At 66.4% G+C, this 18,744-nt stretch carries 18 protein-coding genes; 6 read left to right on the top strand and 12 right to left on the bottom strand.

What is annotated here, in order from left to right:
• Positions 1-340: 340 nt before the first annotated feature.
• Entirely contained in the window at positions 341-1,549 is a 1,209-nt protein-coding gene (locus HK353_RS16240) for an MFS transporter (RefSeq protein WP_217278545.1), read from the bottom strand.
• A 212-nt stretch (positions 1,550-1,761) separates the two neighbouring features.
• On the opposite strand from HK353_RS16240, the gene HK353_RS16235 reads away from it, so the two are divergent.
• On the top strand, positions 1,762-2,220 hold the full coding sequence (locus HK353_RS16235) for a Rieske (2Fe-2S) protein (RefSeq protein WP_173157861.1): 459 nt from the start codon (positions 1,762-1,764) through the stop codon (positions 2,218-2,220).
• Between the two features lie 66 nt (positions 2,221-2,286).
• On the opposite strand, the gene HK353_RS16230 is transcribed toward HK353_RS16235, so the two are convergent.
• The 4 genes from HK353_RS16230 to HK353_RS16215 all read right to left on the bottom strand — a co-directional run bounded on the left by HK353_RS16230 (position 2,287) and on the right by HK353_RS16215 (position 4,825).
• Positions 2,287-2,517, bottom strand: a complete 231-nt coding sequence (locus HK353_RS16230; protein ID WP_173157859.1) for a hypothetical protein — start codon at positions 2,515-2,517, stop codon at positions 2,287-2,289.
• A gap of 84 nt (positions 2,518-2,601) precedes the next feature.
• Positions 2,602-2,979 (bottom strand): hypothetical protein, encoded by a 378-nt coding sequence (locus tag HK353_RS16225; protein ID WP_173157857.1) that lies wholly within the window; start codon positions 2,977-2,979, stop codon positions 2,602-2,604.
• Positions 2,976-4,136 (bottom strand): serine hydrolase domain-containing protein, encoded by a 1,161-nt coding sequence (locus tag HK353_RS16220; RefSeq protein ID WP_173157855.1) that lies wholly within the window; start codon positions 4,134-4,136, stop codon positions 2,976-2,978. The genes HK353_RS16225 and HK353_RS16220 overlap by 4 nt, the downstream gene beginning before the upstream one ends.
• A 65-nt stretch (positions 4,137-4,201) precedes the next feature.
• A complete protein-coding gene (locus HK353_RS16215) occupies positions 4,202-4,825 on the bottom strand; it encodes an ArsR/SmtB family transcription factor (RefSeq protein WP_173157853.1) in 624 nt (207 codons plus the stop codon).
• Between the two features lie 124 nt (positions 4,826-4,949).
• Here HK353_RS16215 and HK353_RS16210 point away from each other — a divergent pair, with 124 nt between their 5' ends.
• The 3 genes from HK353_RS16210 to HK353_RS16200 all read left to right on the top strand — a co-directional run bounded on the left by HK353_RS16210 (position 4,950) and on the right by HK353_RS16200 (position 9,762).
• Positions 4,950-5,786, top strand: coding sequence for an HdeD family acid-resistance protein (locus HK353_RS16210; protein ID WP_245396099.1), 837 nt, complete (start codon positions 4,950-4,952; stop codon positions 5,784-5,786).
• Between the two features lie 35 nt (positions 5,787-5,821).
• Entirely contained in the window at positions 5,822-8,467 is a 2,646-nt protein-coding gene (otsB, locus tag HK353_RS16205) for a trehalose-phosphatase (RefSeq protein WP_173157849.1), read from the top strand.
• A 398-nt stretch (positions 8,468-8,865) separates the two neighbouring features.
• Positions 8,866-9,762 (top strand): PDDEXK family nuclease, encoded by an 897-nt coding sequence (locus tag HK353_RS16200; RefSeq protein WP_173157847.1) that lies wholly within the window; start codon positions 8,866-8,868, stop codon positions 9,760-9,762.
• A 93-nt stretch (positions 9,763-9,855) separates the two neighbouring features.
• Here the strand turns inward: HK353_RS16200 and HK353_RS16195 are convergent, their stop codons facing one another.
• A complete protein-coding gene (locus tag HK353_RS16195; RefSeq protein ID WP_173157845.1) occupies positions 9,856-10,308 on the bottom strand; it encodes a MaoC/PaaZ C-terminal domain-containing protein in 453 nt (150 codons plus the stop codon).
• 168 nt (positions 10,309-10,476) lie between these two features.
• Here HK353_RS16195 and HK353_RS16190 point away from each other — a divergent pair, with 168 nt between their 5' ends.
• Positions 10,477-11,094 (top strand): DUF1990 domain-containing protein, encoded by a 618-nt coding sequence (locus HK353_RS16190; RefSeq protein ID WP_173157843.1) that lies wholly within the window; start codon positions 10,477-10,479, stop codon positions 11,092-11,094.
• A 4-nt stretch (positions 11,095-11,098) separates the two neighbouring features.
• Here HK353_RS16190 and HK353_RS16185 read toward each other — a convergent pair whose 3' ends face one another.
• The 4 genes from HK353_RS16185 to HK353_RS16170 form a co-directional block, all read right to left on the bottom strand.
• Positions 11,099-11,983 carry a M15 family metallopeptidase gene (locus HK353_RS16185; RefSeq protein ID WP_245396097.1) on the bottom strand — a complete coding sequence of 295 codons (885 nt, stop codon included), beginning with the start codon at positions 11,981-11,983 and terminating at the stop codon, positions 11,099-11,101.
• Positions 11,984-12,383: 400 nt separating this feature from the next.
• Positions 12,384-13,670 carry a sensor histidine kinase gene (locus HK353_RS16180; RefSeq protein WP_173157840.1) on the bottom strand — a complete coding sequence of 429 codons (1,287 nt, stop codon included), beginning with the start codon at positions 13,668-13,670 and terminating at the stop codon, positions 12,384-12,386.
• A gap of 4 nt (positions 13,671-13,674) precedes the next feature.
• Positions 13,675-14,658: a response regulator transcription factor gene (locus HK353_RS17355; RefSeq protein WP_173157838.1), complete on the bottom strand. Its 984-nt coding sequence runs from the start codon at positions 14,656-14,658 to the stop codon at positions 13,675-13,677.
• Positions 14,658-15,203 carry a hypothetical protein gene (locus HK353_RS16170; RefSeq protein ID WP_173157836.1) on the bottom strand — a complete coding sequence of 182 codons (546 nt, stop codon included), beginning with the start codon at positions 15,201-15,203 and terminating at the stop codon, positions 14,658-14,660. The genes HK353_RS17355 and HK353_RS16170 overlap by 1 nt, the downstream gene beginning before the upstream one ends.
• Positions 15,204-15,651: 448 nt before the next feature.
• Here HK353_RS16170 and HK353_RS16165 point away from each other — a divergent pair, with 448 nt between their 5' ends.
• Positions 15,652-15,933: a hypothetical protein gene (locus tag HK353_RS16165; protein WP_139467472.1), complete on the top strand. Its 282-nt coding sequence runs from the start codon at positions 15,652-15,654 to the stop codon at positions 15,931-15,933.
• Positions 15,934-16,195: 262 nt separating this feature from the next.
• Here HK353_RS16165 and HK353_RS16160 read toward each other — a convergent pair whose 3' ends face one another.
• Positions 16,196-18,529, bottom strand: a complete 2,334-nt coding sequence (locus HK353_RS16160) for a heavy metal translocating P-type ATPase (protein WP_173157834.1) — start codon at positions 18,527-18,529, stop codon at positions 16,196-16,198.
• Positions 18,529-18,741: a heavy-metal-associated domain-containing protein gene (locus HK353_RS16155; protein ID WP_173157832.1), complete on the bottom strand. Its 213-nt coding sequence runs from the start codon at positions 18,739-18,741 to the stop codon at positions 18,529-18,531. Before HK353_RS16155 ends, HK353_RS16160 begins: the two co-directional genes overlap by 1 nt.
• Positions 18,742-18,744 lie beyond the last annotated feature (3 nt).

Genomic DNA, 18,744 nt, shown 5'->3' with positions numbered 1-18,744 from the left:
GGTTCTGGAGTACGCGACTCCTGCTGAGGTGCTCGCCGGCATCGTGATGGAAAACGTAGGATAAACGCACCACGGTGTTGCACTAGAACCCTGAGCCCGCCGCGCTGAAAGTATCCGATGGTGACCTACATTTTCCGGAAAGTATCCGAAAGTGACCATTTCTCGGGAGCCGGGAGGCAGATTTCCGGAAATCAGGCCTCTGGCCGACGTCCACCGCGCTGCTCCGTGCGAACCCGGCCCCAACAGGCCCAACGGCCCCAACGGCCTCGACAGTCCAGCTATCCGTCACCCGACGGTCCAGGGACCTGGCTCAGACACCCGAGCACCCGGCGGCCCTCACCTAACGGCCCGCGAACCTCCGTGCCGCGACGAGTCCAAACACGCACACCACGGCCACTGCGACGGCGAAGACGACGGTTGCATTCGTTAGTCCCACCTCGGCGGCGAGGAATCCGGCACCGATCGCCGGCACCGATATGAACACGTACGCGAGGATGAAGTACGAGGTGGTCGCCTCGGTGCGGTGCTCTGGCGCGGTCACCGCGGTGATCGCACGCATCCCGGTCATGAACACGAGCCCCTGCCCGGCACCGGCCAACGCTGCGGAGGAGATGAGCACCGGCAGGGACCCCGCCATGAGCGCGAAGACGAGAGCACCCATGCTCACGATCATGGTCACGGTCCCGCCGATGATGAGTCGACGGTCGCTCAACCCGCGCAGCAGCACCTGCGCCGTCGCCGAGGCGCCGAAGAGAAGGAACACAACAGCGCCGGTGACCGCGGTCGACGTCACGTGCAGGGTCTGCCCGATGAAGCTCGGCGCGATCGCCGAATACAGCCCGCACACCGAGAAGCCGGTGATCGCCCCAGGTGAGGCGGCCAGGAACATGCGCTTCGCCGAGGCGGGAATCCCCGGCAGCTGCAACCGCACAGCCGTCGCCCCGCCGCGCGTCCGGTCCCGCACGAAGATGAGCGCCAAGCCGGCGATGACGAGCATGAGCGCGTTGACGAGGAACGGCGTGAGCAGGGGAGCGGGGGCGAAGCGGGCGAGCAGTCCGGAGGACAGGATCCCGAGTCCCAGCCCGCCCATATTCGCCGCCGTGGCCAAGGATCCGGCGAGTCGTTCGCGCCCGGCGGGCGCGTTCTCGAGCACGGTGACGGTGGCGGTCGACGTGAAGATCCCCGCGGCCAGACCGGACAGGATTCGGCCGGTCAGCAGCAGGCCGATGTGGGATCCGATGAGGAAGAGCACCGCCGAGGCGATCGAGAAGATCACCCCGAGGCTGAGCACCGCCCGTCGCCCCAGTCCGTCGGAGAGCCGACCGAAGATGATGAGCGCGCCGATGACCCCGATCGTGTAGATCGCGAAGAGCTGAGTGGTGAATGCGGTGCCGAACCCGAACCGCTCCTCATAGAGCGGGTAGAGGGGCGTGGGCAGGGTGGTGCCCATCATGACGACGGTGAATACGTACACCGAGGCGGCCAGGCCCCATCCCGTCGCGATGCGCGGATCCGGGCGCCGCTGGTGTGCTGCCGTCTCGTCGGCCACTGCCGCACCCCTTTTCCGTTTGAAATCGTCCCTCGCCGAGGCGGCCCACCGCGCCCATCGCCCCGATCGTCCGAGGATCGGTCCGGTGCCATTCGATCCTGACAGGTGCCTGCAGCCTGTGAACCGACTGCAATTGTACGCTGGAACTTACGAGTCCATGCCTGTTAGCGGCATGGCGGATTGTGCGCACCCACGAGAAGGAGCAGATTCCGATGACGACGACCCCGAACAGCCCTGCCGACGTCGACCCGACCGCCTCAGCGGATCCGACCCGACGCCGTGTGATGAAGACAGCGGGCGTGGCCGGAACGGCGGCGGTCATCGGCGGCTCCGTGGCGGCCACCTCGGCGTGTTCGTCCGACGAGGAGGCGGAGCCGACCAAGGACTCGAGCCTGCCGGCCTCCGACGTTCCCGTCGGCTCCGGCACCGTCATCGAGGACACCTACGTGATCACTCAGCCGAAGGAAGGCGAGTTCTTCGCGTTCTCATCGGTGTGCACCCACCAGGGCTGCCAGGTCACTCGTATCACCGAGGAGGCCATCATCTGCCCGTGTCATTCCTCGAACTTCTCGGTGACAACCGGAGAGGTGATCTCCGGTCCGGCCGAGGAGCCGCTGCCGAAGTACGAGGTCACCGAGGTCGGCGGAAAGCTGACCGTCAAGGGCAAGTAGGGCGCCTGCCTGGCCTCAGGCACCCGACCGGGCACAGCCGCCGGCCCGGGCTCAGGCGCACGAGCCTCAGGAGTTGTCAGTGGGATCGGGTCTGTCTTCGGCCGCGGAATCCGCGGCGGATGAATCCGCGACAGGCAGGATCCAACCGAGACCCATACCCAATGTGAAGCCGAGGATCGCGAACGCAATGGTCAGCGGTGCGCCCATGAGGAACCCTGCGATTGCACCGATGACTGCGCCGATGCCTGCGAACAGCCACAGGCGCGAGTTGACACGAGAGTTTCCGGGCTGGCTCATACGACGAAATTAACCTCGAACGAAGACATGTGGGTCACTGCTTGGTGAACTGAATGCGCAAAGTTCGTGCTGCAGTGCGGGCGCTCACCCGAGCATGAGCCCCGGAATCACGAGTGCACCGGCGATCAGCAGTGTCAGGACGCTCTCGATTCCGATGGTGGCGACCTCGGCCCGGCGAGCCTTTGCCTCCGCTGCTCGCCACGGCAGATCCGGCCACACCAGGACAGTGCGGAATACGGCCGCGGCGCAGACGATCATGGCCGCCAGCCAGGCGTAGACGAACCAGTCAGTCCAACCGCCGAACGACGAGATCAGGCGGATCAGCAGCACGAACGCCGCCGCCGCGATGAGGCCGCCGAGAAGCCGCATCCTCGTCGCCGACCATGTCGCCCGCAGGGCCGAATAGGCCGCCCAGGCGACGAGTACCGCTCCCACCACAGCGGAGATGAGTTCGGAATTCATGATCGGGCTCCTGTCCGTTCGGTCGCTGAGGTCGTCGTTTCGGAGGCTGACTCTGTCCGGTCGGTGGCCGGCGCGGAGACCAGATCGGCGGCCGCGTCGACCCAGTTGGCGGAATCGGTCAGCACGATGATCCCCTGCTCGGACTTCGGATCGAAGCCGAGAAACGACCTGTAGCCGCCGGTGCCTCCGTTGTGCCAGGTGAGGTTCGGGCTGCGATCTGTCGTCGTGAACCAGGCCCAGCCGATCCGATCCGAATCGTCGAAGGCCCTGCGCGGGTGGCTCGCCTCGGCGCCGGGGGCACTTTCGTCGCGTACTGCCCGCAGCCAGATGGACATGTCGTGCGTCGTCGACCGGATCGCCCCGGCCGGTGCCGACCCGCCGAGCGTCCACGGTGCGGCCGGCAGTCCCGAGGCCGTGTATCCGTGGGACAGCCCCTCAGCGGAATCCGGGACGAAGGTCTCCTCCATGCCCAGCGGTTCCGTGATCCGCTCGCGGACGAGGTCCGTATAGTCTTGGCCGGCCACCTCGGCGAGGGCCTGGCCGAGGACGGCGAAACCGAAGTTCGAGTACTCGGGTTCCGGTTCGCCGACCTCCACGTCGTTGAGGCCTGCCACGATGTCCGCGGCGTCCCCGCGGAAGGGATCGGTGTGCAGGTAATTCGACAAGATGCTCATCACTCCGGCGGTGAAGTTCGGCGCCGGCTCCTGCGCGGGCAGCCCGGAGCGCTGCATGGCGATCGACTCGAGTGTCACCTCGGCGACCTTCCCGTCCAGGTCGGGCCACACCTCGCCGAGGCGGGTGTCCGCCTCGATCTCTCCTCGGTCGATCGCATCGGCGAAGAGAGCAGCGGTGAACGTCTTCGTGATCGAGCCGATCTCGAACTCGGTGTGTTCATCGGCCGCGGTCCCGGCGAATGTCACCTCGTCGCCGTCGATGCGGGCGGCGGCCACATGGTGCCAATGTTTGCTGCCGAGGCTCTGCTCCACCTCGGCCATGAGGCTGGCATCGCCGGTCGCAGCGCCCTGGAATCCGCGTGGCCACGGAGTGATCGCGGCGAGGACGAGGGCCGTGACCGCGGCGGCGAGGAGTGCGGCCATCCGGCGCCGAGGTGGTGCCGCAGATTGTGCGGATGTGCCGAGTGCGTCGACGGTGGGCATCGTTCCTCCTGGTGAGCAGGGATGGGATGACGTGCAGGAGCGGGCGGTGTGCGATGGAAGGTCGGTCAGTGCGTGCCGATGAGGACGAGGGTGAGCAGCGGAACGACTCGCTGAGCGGGCACGCGCCAGTGTCCGCGGCGGGCGCTCTCTAGCCAGCCGGCTCCGGCGAGAGCATGCACATGGTGATAGATCTGCCCGGACGTGCCGAAACGGTCGTCCTTGCCCAGTTCGGCGACGGTGCTCGTGCCCTCGTAGATCGCCTGGAGCAGCTGCAGGCGGACCGGGTGACCGAGGGCTGCCAGGGATCCGGCCGCCTCGGCGAAATCGATCTGCGCCAGCCCTGCGCTGCTCAGACCCATCTGCCACGCCACGGGACCGCTGCCGCCCGGGGGAGTCGTGTACCCGGCATAGGTCACCCCATCGCCGAGGTGGTCGACGAGTCCATGCAGAGCCCAGAACGTCTCGGTGTCGCCCGGCAGGGCTGTGTTCCCGGCGGCGGATTGGACTGACGATTCCGGGAAACCGGATGGCACCGGTGATTCTGCTTTGAACGACGAGGTCCCGTCCGCCTTCTGATGCGTCGCGCCAGGCTCCTGTGATGCGGAGGATTCTGCGGCCGCAGCCTCGAGCTCGGCGACCCGCTGTTCGAGAGCGGAGAGGCGATCTTCTGCCGACGGTGTTGGTTCCATGCTTCGACAATACAGGAAGTACGTAATTACGTAAATACATGAAACGCGGAGAAGCGCCACTCACCCGACCCTGAACCGACGCTGATCGGACAGACTCAGGCAAGCGACCTAGACTGGTGCCGTGATGAGTACCGAAGATCCGCGCACCGAATCCACAGCCCCGCGTAACGAAGCCGCCCCGCAGGCCATTGCCGCAGCGAGTCGACTCGGCTGGCCCATGATCGTACGCGGAATCCTCGGCGTCGCCTTCGGCATCGTCACCGTCTTCTGGCCCCGCGATTCGAGCAATCCGGTGCAGCTGAGCCTGCCGACCGACGTCGTCGACCACCTTGCGATCGGCTACCTCATCCTCTTCGCCGTGGCCCTGGTCTTCCAGGCCGTGCGCTCGCCCTTGAACGTGCGCACCGCGATCTTCGGCCAGGCCGTCATCGCGATCCCGGCCATCGTCTTCCTCTTCCTCGCCGACCAGCCCGCCGAACTGCGCGCGGCCCTGAGCATCTGGGCCCTGCTGCACGGCGCTCTCGAATTCTGGGCCTACCGGCAGCTCCGATCCCAGCCCATGGCCTCGGACTTCCTCATCTCCTCCGGAGTCCACGTCCTGCTCGGCATCATCCTCGTCTTCGGCGACGGCATGGAGGCCCTGTCGATCCTCGGCTTCACGGGAGCGGCGACCCTCATCGCCGGCGTGATCTTCATCATCGGCGGCTACTCCCGCCTGAGCAAGGGCCGCCAGCTGGCCAAGCTCGGTGTCCTGCCCGAACAGATCGACACCCCCGCCGAGGAGGCCGAGTCCGCTGATGCCGACCCCTCGGGTGCCGCTGACGCCACCGACGATACGAACTCGTCCCAGGCCGCGGACACATCCGACCCAGCCGGCGCCGTCGGCGAAGCCGATCGCACGGCCGATTCCGGTGATCCCGACGATCCCGACAGCGACACCCCAGTGAAGAAAGAACCCTGACCGGCACCCGAGCCAACCGAGACACCCGAGGTGAGATGAGCACAGTCGAATACGAGAGCGCAACCGAATCCCGATTGGCTACCATCGCCGCCTCGGTGAGGTCCTCCGAGCTGCTGGGCGACCTGGCCGAAGCGAGCCGAGCGCTCGATCCCGCCCTCTTCCGGCGCCTCTTCGAACTCTCCCGCTCCCTATCCCTGCTGGTGGCCACCGACTACGACGGGACGATCGCGCCCATCGTCGACGTGCCCAGCCAAGCCTTTCCCCTGGAGGGCTCGGTCGATTCGCTGCGTGCGCTCGCCCTGCTGCCGACCACCTCGGCGGGGGTCATCTCCGGTCGCAGCCTGCGCGATCTCGCGGCGATGTCGCGACTGCCCCGCGAGGTCCACCTCTTCGGATCTCACGGCGGCGAGACCGACACATTCACCATCGACGCCCTCACCGAATCGCAGCGGGCGGTCCTGGCCGACTTCCGCGCCGATCTCACCCGCACCCTGCCGCGAGAGGTCATCGAGCACAAGACCACCGGCGCGGCCGTGCACCTGCGCGGACTCGACGAGGCGAATCGACGCGACATCGAAACCGCTGTCGAGAAGCTCGCCGCCGCCCATCCGATCCATCTCACCCGCGGCAAGCAGGTCATCGACCTGACTGTCGTGCCGTCCTCGAAGGCCGATGCGCTGACCCGCCTGCGCAGCCAGACAGGGGCGGAAGCCGTCGTCTTCATCGGCGATGACACCGCCGACGAATTCGCTCTCGAAACCCTCGGCCCCGATGACCTCGGGCTCAAGGTCGGGACTCAGGCCGCGCCTACTCACGCCGACTTCCGGCTGGACTCACCGGCCGAGGTCTCCACCGTCCTCAGCGCCCTGTTCGAACTGCGCAAGTCCTGGCTCTTCGGCCGCCGCGCCACCCCGATTCAGCGGCACAGCCTCATCGGCAACGGACAGTCGACCGCGCTCATCGACCCGACCGGCAGCATCTGCTGGATGCCGCACCCGCTGCCGCACTCGGCGTCGATGTTCTCCGAGATCCTCGGCTCCGAGGCGGCGGGATTCTTCGCCGTGGCACCGGCCAACGGGGCCGCCCCGCTGACCCAGCGCTACCTCGGGAACTCGACCCTGCTCGAGACCCGGTGGGCCGGACTGAGCTGTGTCGACTACCTCGCTCCCGTCGACGGGGACAGCGACGACACGATCGTCGTCCGCGTGCTCACCGGCGACACCCCGACCCGCATCCGCTTCGCACCCAGGCTCGACTACGCCACGGTTCCCACCCGCATGACCAGGACCGATGATGGTGTGGCGGTGCTCGGCACTGCGGAGCCGATCGAACTCTACGCCCCCGGAATCGATTTCGACATCGTCGAGAACGGCGACTCCCACACCGCCGAGGCGACCGTCGTCCCCTCGCAGCAGCCCGGCGGATCCGTCGTCCTCGTCCTCGCCTGCGGGACGGGCACGGGCGACGCCGGATACATGGCCACCGGCGGTGAGCATCATGTGCGCGAACGCGCCCTGAACTTCTGGACGAACTGGGTCGAATCACTGACTTTGCCCGGTCACCACCGTGAGGAGGTCATCCGCTCCGCGATCACCCTGCGCGCTCTGTGCCACGAACCCACCGGCGGAGTCCTCGCCGCCCCCACGACCTCCCTGCCCGAGGGCATCGGCGGCGTCCGCAATTGGGACTACCGCTATACATGGCTGCGCGACGGATCGATGACCGTCCGCGCCCTGCTCGCCCTCGGTTCCACCGGTGAGGCCGAAGGATTCCTCTCCTGGCTGTCGGGGGTGCTCGCGCGCACGGTCTCACCCGAACAGCTGCATCCGCTCTACGCCGTCGACGGTTCGGCTCTGACCACCGAGGCGGTGCTCAACCACCTGCCCGGATACGCCGGATCACGGCCGGTGCGGGTCGGCAACGCCGCCGAGCATCAGGTCCAACTCGATGTGTTCGGCCCGGTCACGGAGCTCCTCGACGAACTCAGCGACCACCTCGGCGAGCTGCCCGAGGACTATTGGACGCTCACCTGTCAGATGGTCGAAGCCGTGGGCAAACGGTGGTTCGAGGCCGATCACGGGATCTGGGAGGCCCGGCGTCCGCCGAAGCACAACGTGTACACGCGCGTGATGTGCTGGGTGACGGTCGATCGGGCGCTGCGGATCGCGGACCGGTTCGATCGGGAGCCGCCCGGTGCGTGGCGGCAGCTGCGCGAGGAGATCGCCCACGACGTGCTCACGCATGGCTTTGACGAGGAGGTCGGGGCATTCACCGTCGCCTACGGTGAGACGGACCTGGATTCGGCCGCACTGTTCGTCGGACTCTCGGGGCTGCTCGACGCCGACGATCCGCGCTTCGTGTCCACCGTCGACGCGATCGAACGCGAACTGCGGGTCGGCCCGACGGTGTTCCGCTACCGCTACGACGATGGGCTGCCCGGGTTGGAGGGCGGATTCCACATCTGCACGACCTGGCTGATCGAGGCCTTCATCAAGGTCGGCCGCATCGACGATGCCTGGGATCTGTTCCGGCAGGTCGACAACCTGCTCGGGCCCACCGGACTGCTGTCTGAAGAATACGACCCCGTCGCCGAGATGCACCTGGGCAACCACCCGCAGGCGTACTCACACCTCGGCTACATCCGCGTCGCCCAGCAGCTCGACGCCCACCGCCCGAGCTGAGGCAACGCTGCCCGCCGCACTCGGGAGGGGCACTCAGTCCGCGGCGGCTGTGGACTCAGCTGCTTACAATCGCCCGTTGATAGTGGCGAAATGTCCAAAAATCCTAGCGGATCCTGACTTTTCGCAACATCTGTCTACTGTGAGTTGCTTGTCCTCCGTGTTCCACTCGTGTGCTGTGGCCTGTGGGCGCACAACCGTCGTCCACAGGCAGGTCTTCAGCAGTAGCAGCGAGGTTGCGCAACCAGGCATATTCAGACGTCATGGACTCTCGACGACTGCCGAAGACGGCAACTTCGACCAGACTGGTATCGCGACGGTCGCCGACGGACAGTGAACCTGTGCGGAGATGGCCGATCCTGCCATGGACCGAGAAACCGCGGAAGCTGATGAGGGCGCCGGTGCCCTTCTCTCGCACCGAGGCGGCCGCACTTGGGGTGACCCGTCACATGCTGCTGACGAGCTCACGTTTCAAGCAGATCACGCATGGAATGTGGATAGACACGAAACCTGAGACCGAGATCTTCGCCCCGGTCTGGGCAGACGATCAATGGGCGTGGGACCAGGTCAGGCTCACTGCGGGCCTTGGCGTCGATCCCAGATCAGTCGGGTGCAATGTCACTGCTGCCCGCTTGTACGGGCTGCCGTTGCCGAGGTCGGCCGACAAGCGTCTGCACGTGGCGCTCGGCGAGGCAAATGCTTCCCGGCGACGGCGGGATGCGGTCCTGCATCGGTATGTACGGTTGCGGGCAGACAACTTCTTCGGCCTGCCGCTCATCTCGGTGCCCCAACTATTCGCAGAACTCGCAGGTGTGTTGACGACCGAGCAACTGGTCGAGCTCGGTGACGCTGCTGTGGGCAGGTGGCACTGTGGTCCGCTTACGACGATTGCTGAGATCCGCGCCGAACTGGCCGCGCGTTCGCGTTTGGTCGGACGCCGGGCTGCACAGAGCGCGATCGAATTGGTCCGGGAGGATGTGGACTCGCCCCCGGAGACGCGGCTTCGACTACGGTTGATCGCCGCCGGATTCCCCGAGCCGTCTGTACATCCGGCGGTGTACTGCCGCCTGACTGATTCGGTGCTGCATCCAGACCTGGGATACCCGGAAATCCGATTCGCCATAGAGTACGAAGGCGATCACCACCGCAGCTCACCGGCGCAGTTCGCTGAAGACAATCGGCGAATCGCCGCTTTGGAAGCCGAAGGGTGGTTCGTTCTCAGAGTCTCGAAACGGTCGAATCAGTCGGACATCTGCCGAATCATCGAACACCACCTCGGCCGTGCGGGTCTGTTATGAATCGAACCATTCTGAATGTGGCGAAAAGTCGGAACCGGCGGGGAGTTCCAGACTTTTCGCCACTATCGACTCAATTTTGCCGGAGTGGCGGCCTCACTCGACGAGGAGAGTGACCACCTCGGCGACGCAGGCGGGGCGGTCCTGGCCTTCGATCTCGATCGTGTGTTCGAGGATGACCTGAGTGCCCTTGTCGCCGCGGATGACATCCTTGACGCTGATCGTTGCGCGCAGTCGGGAGCCGACGACGACGGGCTGAAGGAAGCGGACCTTGTTGAGTCCGTAGTTGACGCGGATCGACACGCCCTCGATGGTGAAGACCTCGGTGGAGAACTTCGGGATGAGCGAGAGGGTGAAGAATCCGTGGACGATCGTCGCGCCGTAGGGGCCTTCGGCCGCGCGCGCTTCGTCGACGTGGATCCACTGGTGGTCGCCGGTGACGTCGGCGAAGGTGTTGATGGCGTCCTGATCCATCGTCATCCACTCGGAAGAGCCGAGTTCCTGGCCGATGAGCGATTCGATCTCGTCGATGCCGTTGATTGTGCGCACGTGGTTCTCCTTTGATCCTGGCTCAGATGCTGAGCGGACATTCGATTGAATTCCGCTGTTCTTGGCATCATACGTGGCCGTCCGGTCGACGCCACCCCGCCGTCCGGACTGTGAGTCCCACGGCCCGAGTCCGTAGGGTTGACGGCCCGCGTCCGTTAGGTTGGAGGCATGGCCGCACATTCACAGGAGCGCCCAGAGACGCTGACGCATCCCCTCTCGCCGAGGTGGCTGGAGCGTCCCGACGGCTACCGTCACTTCGAATCCGCGTACTTCGTCGGCCACGGGACAGAGACGTTCGACCGCTGCGCCGAGCAGCTCCTGCACTGGGAGGTCAAAATCCGCAGCGGCTTCGACATCGAGGTGAACGTCGATGCCGTCCACGTCGGAAGTGCGGGCGCGGTCAGGCGAGCGGCCGGAGCGGAGTCGACGGCCGATGGCGACGCTCGCGTGGACGGAGTGGATTCTGGCCTGCCGCCTCGGGTGGAGCCGGGGCAGGAGCCGACGATCCGCGTGCGCCTCGGGCCCTTCCGGCTGCCTGAGCCCTCACGGGTCATCGACGTTGTCGACACGGAGGACCGATGCGGCTTCACCTACGGCACGATGCCGGGGCACCCGATCACCGGAGAGGAGTCATTCATCCTCGTCCGCACCGCCGATGACCGGGTCTTCCTCGTCCTGAGATCGGTCTCGCGGGCGGGGCTGGGCATCTGGAGGCTCGGCGAACCGTTCGTCCGACTCGCTCAGATCGTCTACCGCCGCCGCTACGGACGGGCACTGCGCAGCTGATCGGTCACTTGCCGGGAATCGAGTCGCGGGCGGGAGTGTATTCCCAGTGCCACGGCTCGTACATGCTCGACTTGGCCCAGTCGGGGTTCTCCCAACCGTATTCGTCTCCGTGCTCGACGAGCCAGTTCCAGGCTCCGGACTTCGAGGCGACGCCGCCGCCGAGGTCGAGGGCGATGCCCCAACCGTGGAGCGAGGTACCCGGCTTGGCGGCCAACCCCGGCTTCCGGCCGGCCACAGAGACCTGTCCGGCCATGTCACGGTAGGAATCCGTGATCGCAAGTTCCTTGCCGGTGTCCTTCTTGTATGCGGCATTCATCTTTGCGAAGGAGACAGCGGCATCGGCACGGAGTCGGTGGTCTTCCTTGCCGAGGTCGCACAGCCACCCATCGGGCAGCTCGCCGTTGCCGGCGGACTGGTCGAAGTTCTGCTTCTCATCGCAGCCGGGCAGGGCGCTCTTCTCGACCGCGCGGGACGCGGCTTCGACCTTCTTCTGCTTGGCGCTCGGCGCGCCGATCTCCATCGACGACTTCCCCTTGACCTCTGGGACGTCCGCGTTGACCTTCTCAGCATTGACGGCGGCGGGCTCACCGGCGGCGGTCGGGTCGGTCGTGACCTCGGCACCGCCGCCGAGGTTGTTGACCAGCATGGTCACTGCGGTGGCGGCGCCGGCCACTGAGACGGCAGCCAGAGTGGACACGGTCCGCACCTTCCTCTTGCGCACGGACTTGAGCAGCGCACCATCGGACCCGCGGCTCTCGGCGGCTCCTGCGCTGACCCGACGGGCAGACGAGGCAGACGGTGAGCCGAAGGTGGTGGGAACCGCGGCGGCTTCACGAGCCATTGCGGCCCGTCGCGGAGACGTCTGAGCCTCCCGGGCTTCTGCGGCCATTGCCGCGCGCCTGGGTGACAGGTTCTCGGTCGAGGAGTCAGTGGATGCAGGCGCGGTCGGTGTCCCGGTGATGCGTGACGAGGTGCGTGCGCGTGAGAACGGGGACGATGAGCGACGCCTGTGCAGATCCCGTCGACGCACCGTTGGTTCTGTGGTCGATGATGACTCTGACATAACTCTCCGTGTGACTGTGACTCGTCGAAGACCGCCGGAGTTTCGACGACTTCAATACAACATCACAAAAGTGTAACGGGAATATATAGAACCTGTCATATTTTGGTGACGAGTCGCACTCGCGGGTGGTCAGCCGCTGTTCAGGCCGGGTTCAGCGGAACCTCGGAAGCCCGGTATCAGACCAGGTCAGCGCGATGAAAGGCGGTGAGGAGCCACCTCGGCGAAATCATTCGGATCGGCTCTCGATGTACTGCCGGAGCGCACGATCCTGGGCTTCCTCGTCGGGGAAGATCACCTCGGTTCGCGCGCCTCCCGTTACGGGGTCGTTACCGAAGATCAGCTTGATGCCGAGCAGGCGAGCCTGCCCCTGCGCGATGACGAGACCGAGGCCCATTCCGCCGCCGCCGGCGGAGACGAAGCGGGTCGGGCCGGTGTTGACGATGTCCGGTGGATAGCCGGAGCCGGAGTCGGTGACGACGATGCTGCGCGTGCTCGTCTCCAGGCGGATGGGATCTCCGCCGTGTTTGATCGCGTTGACGAGCAGGTTCGACACGATGCGCTCGAAACGGCGGACATCGGTGACCAGCGTCGAATTCAGCGCCGCCAGATGCGTGTCGATCTGATGGCCGGCGAGGGCGCCGGAGGCTTCCATCGTGCCGAGCAGGGAGCGGATCGCCTGATCGACGTCGACGCGGGTGAACTCTGGGTTGGCGCGGCCGGCGTCGAGGCGGGAGACCTCGAGGAGATCTTCGACGAGGACTTGCATGCGCACGACCCGGTCCTTGACGAGTTCGGCAGGGCGGGAATCCTCTTCGAGCAGGTTCGCGGCGTTGACCAGACCGGTCAGCGGGGTGCGCATCTCGTGCGCGAGGTCGGCGGTGAAGCGCTGCTCGGAGTCGATGCGTTCGGTCAGTCGGGCCACCGCGGTGTCGACGGCCGTGGCGAAGGCCCACACCTCCTGATCGGATTCGTCGATGACATCGGCGATGCGCGTGGTCGTGTCACCGGCGGCGATCTTCCGGGCGGCCTGAGCGCCGAGGGTGAGCCTGCGGGAGATGCGGCCGGCGACGATCGATCCCACACCGCCGACGACGAGGGCGGAGCCGATCATGCCGACCAGCAGTGCCTGGTCGATGCGGCCGATGAGCTCCTGGCTGTCCTTCGTCGAGGCGCGCACGGAGATCACCTGGGTGTGCGAGCCGACCTCGATCGGGGCGGCGGCCCACACGATCTCCTCGCCGTCGACCTCGGACCTGATGGTCACGCTCTGGCCCTTGAGCGCGGACTTGCGCGCTTCCTTGGGCAGTTCGGGATCGTCGATGCGGGCGTTGAGGGTGAGCACCCCGGTTTCGGAGAAGATGGCCGTCGCGTTCGTCAGTTGCTCCGTCACGGTCGAACGCATCCTGTCGTCCTCGGCCCGTGCCGCGGATTGGCGCAGCACGATCGAGCACGACAGCACGGCGATGATCACCGAGGCGACGATGAGCAGAGAGATCTTCCAGCGCAGCGACATGCGATCAGCCTGCGAAGCGGTAACCGAATCCGCGAACGGTTTCGATCATGTTCGCCCCGATCTTCTTCCGCAGGCGCTGGATGTGGACGTCGACGACGCGGGAGTCGCCGGCCCATTCGTATCCCCATACCGTGAACGCGATCTTCTCTCGGGAGTACACATGTTCGGGCTGCTCGGTCAGCAGCAGGAGGACGCGCAGCTCGGTCGGGGTGAGGTGGACTTCCTCCCCGTCGACCTCGACGGTCAACCGGCCGGTGTCGAGGACGAGGGATCCCAGTCGTGTGCGGAACGGGCCCAGCCCGCCGTCGGAGCCGGACGTCTCCTGGGCCACCGTGGGCGATCCGTTCGGACGAGGTGGAACCCCGGTGCCGCCGATCGCCTCTTCGGTGCCGCCGATCGCCTCTTCGTCGTCCGCCTCGGGGGCGGTGGTGAATTTCCCACCGGCGCCGAGGTAGGTGTCATCGGATTCGAGCTGCGCTCGCAGTCGATCCCGGGTGTCCATTCCGGGGCTGGCGCCGAGGACCTCGGGGATGCCGTCGCCGGTGACCATGCCGCCGGGACCGATGACGGTTTCGTGATGCTCATCCGCCTCGGGGGCGGGGGAATAGCCGAACCGGTCGGTGCCGGTGGTGATGAAGCGGCGGACGACCGCGCGGATGCGGGCGTTGAGCACCTGCATGTCGAAAGGTTTGGTGAGGTAGTCGTCGGCTCCGGCCTCGAGTGCCTGGACGATGTCGATGGCATCGGAGCGGGCGGAGATGATGATGATCGGGATCGTCGAACGTTCGCGCACGGCGCGGCAGATGGACGCGCCGTTCATCGTCGGCAGCATGAGATCCAGAAGCAGGACGTCGGCGCCGTTGGCGGAGACGAACTCGTACCCCTCGCGGCCGTCGGCAAAGGCCGAGACCGTGTAATCGAAGCGTTCGAGTCCGATCTGCGTCGTTTCGCGGATGACCTCGTCATCCTCGACCAGAACTATGTGCATTACGTTTCTCCATTAAGCCGCGTGAAGCGTTGACCTGGTTCAAACCTACCGTCGTGCAGGCGGAACACCTGCACCGACCAGCCGGAGGGGCAGCATGCTTTGTCCCCGTCAGCGAACATGGCCTCCTGCACCACCAGTGTCCCATTTCTGCCGGGACTGACCTTGAGCTGATTGCCTGTGGCGATGAGCTCGAGGCGGGGTTTGCCCCTCTGTTCGCTGATGACAGCGCCGGCGATGATCTCATTCCGCTGTTTGGGGTTGGCCACCGTGACCAGCTGGAACTTCTGTTCACCGCTGAGGAACGGCGACGCGAACTTCAGACAATCCTCGCAGTCGGCGACGACCTTGGCGGTCTCCGTGGCGCTGCCGGTGACGGCGATTCCCGAGGACGATTCGATGGCCTTGCGGACCTCGTCGAGCGAGAACGGTTCGTTCGCCTGGCCGGCTGCCTCGGTGTTGGGAGCGAAGAGAGAGGGGGAGGGGTTGCCCTCGGGGGAGACCTTGAGGCCGCGATCGGGGCCGCATGCTGTGACGGTGAGCGTCATGACTGCCGCGAGGAGGAGTGCGGTGATCGTGCGGACGGTGCGACGGGGGGATGCCGAGTGGGGAATATCGAGGCGGCCGACGCCTGCGACGCCTGCGGCGGTGGTCGTCGGTGCAGTGGTGTCCGCGCATGGCTCACGGCCAGGCGGGGCCTGGCTGGAGTGAACTGAGCATGGCGCCTCCCTGGAAGCGCGTCTGGCAGTGACGGGCACACACTCATTTTTGCCTGTTCCGAGCCTGTAGTCCACCTGATCATCGGCGCAGGGAGTTCGGCGCCTTCGTCGGATCCGCCCGCACCGGTCAAGGTCCCGGCGTCAGAGTTCGGCCACAAGGGGACTTGGCGCCGCCTCGGTGCTTGGGATGGACGCTTGGCGGAGCCCGCCTCGGTGCCGGAGGGATCTCGGGCACGGGGCGAGTCGGTTCTCAGGTCGGACCGGTAGAATGAGCGGTATGGCGCCCACGAACACCCCGAAGAAGAAGTCCACAGGCGGCAAGCCCACCAGTACGGTGTCCTACAAGGACGCGATCAAAGTCGGCGCCGTCTGCGGAATCGTCACTCTCGTCCTCGCGATCATCGTCACCCGAGCTTGGCAAGACGGCCGCGCCTTCGGCTACGCATTCATCTACGCCGGAGCCGCATTTGTGCTGGTGTCGGGCTTCACGAGCTACCTCAACTGGGTGATGCGCAAGGATACTCAGAACCAGAACCAGTCCTACCCCGTTATGCGGTAAGACAACTCCTGCCGCTGTCGAGCCACCATCGGCCGACCTCACCGGTTGCGGCGCACCCTCGCGGGAATCTCACTTCCTGCACCTGCTGTGGCATCAGACACCGAAAGCGCCATAACGCCCTGCTCCTGGAGGGCGTTATGGCGCTTTCAGTGGGGGATGCTCGGAGTCCGGGGGTGGCAGCTTGTCGGTTGCCGCTGTGCGGCCGAGGGGTGGACGTCCGCCGGGCCCCGCCGCAGCTCCGTCGCGGTCCGCCCCGCCGCGCTTACCTGAAGCGCAGCAGGCGGAGGCTGTTGAGGATGACGAACACCGACGAGAACGCCATCGCTGCACCGGCGATCATCGGGTCGAGCAGACCGAACGCCGCGATCGGGATAGCTGCCGTGTTGTAGGCGAAGGCCCAGAACAGGTTGCCCTTGATGAGCCCCAAGGTCCGGCGCGAGAGGCGGATCGCCTGCGGGATCTGCTGCGGATCGGAGTTGACCATGGTGACATCCGAAGCCGCCATCGCCGCGTCTGTGCCCGACCCCATCGCGATGCCGAGATCGGCACCGGCCAGTGCGGCGGCGTCGTTGACCCCGTCGCCCACCATGGCCACGGCTCGGCCCTGCCCCTGCAGTTCGCTGACCACGGAGACCTTGCCTTCCGGGCGGACATCCGCGCGGACCTCGGTGATCCCGAGGGCCTCGGCGACCACCTCGGCGGCTTGAGCATTGTCCCCGGTCAGAAGCACGGTGCTCAGTCCCAGCGAATGCAGTTCGTCGATCGCCGCCTTGGCTGTCGGCTTGGCTTCATCGGAGACGAAGCTCAGCCCGCGGAACTGGCCGTCGATCGCCAGTGCGACGATCGTGGCCCCACGCGGAATCGAATCGGTCGGGTAGTCGACGGTGATCCCGCGCTCCCGGAGCAGGTCCGGGCGACCGGCGAGCACCTCGGCGCCGTCGATCGTGGCCCGCAGTCCGCCGCCGGCGATGTTCTCGAAATCCGTGACCGATGGCCCGGGCGCTTCGACCGACCTCGCCGAGGCGCTGCTGGCCGATTCCTCGGCCGATCCCATCGAGCTCGGCTCAGTCGAGACAGACCCGGTCGAGACAGTCCCGGTCGAAGCAGCACCCGCTGAACCCATCCCGACGATCTCGGGGGCAGCGTCGACGATGGCGCGGGCGATCGGATGTTCGCTGCGCGATTCCAGACGAGCGAGCACATCGAAGTCCGCGGGCGAGAGCTCGGTTCCGGTCAGGCTCATCACGCCGGTGGTCAAAGTGCCGGTCTTGTCGAGCACGACCGTATCGATCGACCGCGTCGACTCCAGCGCCTCGGGCCCGGAGACGAGAATGCCCAGCTGGGATCCGCGTCCCGACGAGACCGCGAGAGCCGTCGGCGTGGCCAGACCCAGGGCACAGGGGCAGGCGATGATGAGCACGGTGAGCGCCGCATGCAGTCCCGCCGCCCAGTCTCCGGTGACGAAGCCCCAGATGAGCAGGGTGAGGATGGCGATGCCGAAGACGATCGGCACGAACACCGCCGAGATCCGATCGGCCAGTCGCTGCACGGCAGGTTTGCCGTTCTGCGCACGGGAGACGAGATCGGCCATGGCCGCCAGCGTCGTATCCGCACCCACTCGGGTGGCGCGGACCTCGAGCACACCGGAAGTGTTGATCGTGGCTCCGGTGACGGAATCTCCGGGGCCGACCTCGACCGGCACGGATTCGCCGGTGAGCATCGCCTCGTCGATGGCCGAATGACCGGTCAGCACCTCGCCGTCGGTGGCGATCTTCTCGCCGGGATGGACGAGGAAGACATCGTCGACGGTCAGCTCGTCGATCGGCACCTGCACTTCGACACGGCTGCCATTCGCAGCAGCCCCGCCCGAAGCGGCCCCACTGTCCGCGGCGGCTGCCTCCCTCAGCACGGTCGCGGACTTCGCGCCGAGATCGAGCAGCGCCTTGAGCGCTGCCGTCGCCCGGCTCTTCGACCGATCCTCGGTGAGCTTGCCGATGAGCAGGAACACCGTGATCGCCGCGGCCGCCTCGAACCACACGTGGTACTCGGCGGGGATCGCCCAGCCGTGACCGTCGGCGACGGCCCGGCCCAGCGTGAAGTACGAGTACAGACTCGCGACGGTGATGCCGACGCTGACCAGGGTGTCCATGGTCGTCGATCCACCGCGGGCGGCCTTGTACGCCGCCGAGTGGAACGGCCATGCACCCCAGGTGACGACGGGCAGGGCGAGGATCGCGACGATCCACTGCCATCCGGTGAAGTGCCAGCTCATGACCATCGAGATCGCGACGATCGGCACGGCCAGGATGAGGGAGCCGATGAGGCGCGGCCGCAGGTGGCGGGGATCGTAGTCGACGATCTCCGGACCAGCACCGCCGGCGCCGGGGCTGCGCACCGTGGCACCGTAGCCGGCCTTCTCGACGGCGGCGGTGATGTCGTCGTCGCTGAGTTCGGAGTCGATGACCACATGCGCGGTCTCCAGCGGCAGGTTGACCTCCGCCGTGACCCCGTCGAGGCGGGTGAGCTTCTTCTCGATCCGTGCCGAGCACGACGCGCAGGTCATGCCTGTGATGTCGAGTTCGAGCTCGCGAGGCATCACTTCACCTTGTAGCCGGCCTCATCGACGGCGGCACGGATCGCCGCATCGTCGAGTGGGTCCGATGAGGTGATCGTGACCGGGGAATCGCCCCCGGCGTTGAGATCGACCGCGACGTCCGAGACGCTCGCAAGTGCGCCGAGCTCTTCCTTGACCGCAGCTTCGCAGTGTCCGCAGGTCATTCCCGAAACGGTGATGGTGGTGGTCGTCATTGT

Source organism: Brevibacterium permense, from assembly GCF_013280495.1.
Classification (GTDB): Bacteria; Actinomycetota; Actinomycetes; order Actinomycetales; family Brevibacteriaceae; genus Brevibacterium; species Brevibacterium permense.
This window is presented reverse-complemented; position numbering and strand designations above follow the sequence as displayed.

Bases quoted from the DNA above. Each gene is read 5' to 3' on its own strand.
- HK353_RS16235 (WP_173157861.1), top strand. From the start codon at position 1,762: ATGACGACGACCCCGAACAGCCCTGCCGACGTCGACCCGACCGCCTCA.
- HK353_RS16230 (WP_173157859.1), bottom strand. From the start codon at position 2,517: ATGAGCCAGCCCGGAAACTCTCGTGTCAACTCGCGCCTGTGGCTGTTC.
- HK353_RS16225 (WP_173157857.1), bottom strand. From the start codon at position 2,979: ATGAATTCCGAACTCATCTCCGCTGTGGTGGGAGCGGTACTCGTCGCC.
- HK353_RS16220 (WP_173157855.1), bottom strand. From the start codon at position 4,136: ATGCCCACCGTCGACGCACTCGGCACATCCGCACAATCTGCGGCACCA.
- HK353_RS16215 (WP_173157853.1), bottom strand. From the start codon at position 4,825: ATGGAACCAACACCGTCGGCAGAAGATCGCCTCTCCGCTCTCGAACAG.
- HK353_RS16210 (WP_245396099.1), top strand. From the start codon at position 4,950: ATGAGTACCGAAGATCCGCGCACCGAATCCACAGCCCCGCGTAACGAA.
- otsB (WP_173157849.1), top strand. From the start codon at position 5,822: ATGAGCACAGTCGAATACGAGAGCGCAACCGAATCCCGATTGGCTACC.
- HK353_RS16190 (WP_173157843.1), top strand. From the start codon at position 10,477: ATGGCCGCACATTCACAGGAGCGCCCAGAGACGCTGACGCATCCCCTC.
- HK353_RS16185 (WP_245396097.1), bottom strand. From the start codon at position 11,983: ATGGCCGCAGAAGCCCGGGAGGCTCAGACGTCTCCGCGACGGGCCGCA.
- HK353_RS16180 (WP_173157840.1), bottom strand. From the start codon at position 13,670: ATGTCGCTGCGCTGGAAGATCTCTCTGCTCATCGTCGCCTCGGTGATC.
- HK353_RS17355 (WP_173157838.1), bottom strand. From the start codon at position 14,658: ATGCACATAGTTCTGGTCGAGGATGACGAGGTCATCCGCGAAACGACG.
- HK353_RS16170 (WP_173157836.1), bottom strand. From the start codon at position 15,203: ATGACGCTCACCGTCACAGCATGCGGCCCCGATCGCGGCCTCAAGGTC.
- HK353_RS16165 (WP_139467472.1), top strand. From the start codon at position 15,652: ATGGCGCCCACGAACACCCCGAAGAAGAAGTCCACAGGCGGCAAGCCC.
- HK353_RS16160 (WP_173157834.1), bottom strand. From the start codon at position 18,529: ATGCCTCGCGAGCTCGAACTCGACATCACAGGCATGACCTGCGCGTCG.
- HK353_RS16155 (WP_173157832.1), bottom strand. From the start codon at position 18,741: ATGACGACCACCACCATCACCGTTTCGGGAATGACCTGCGGACACTGC.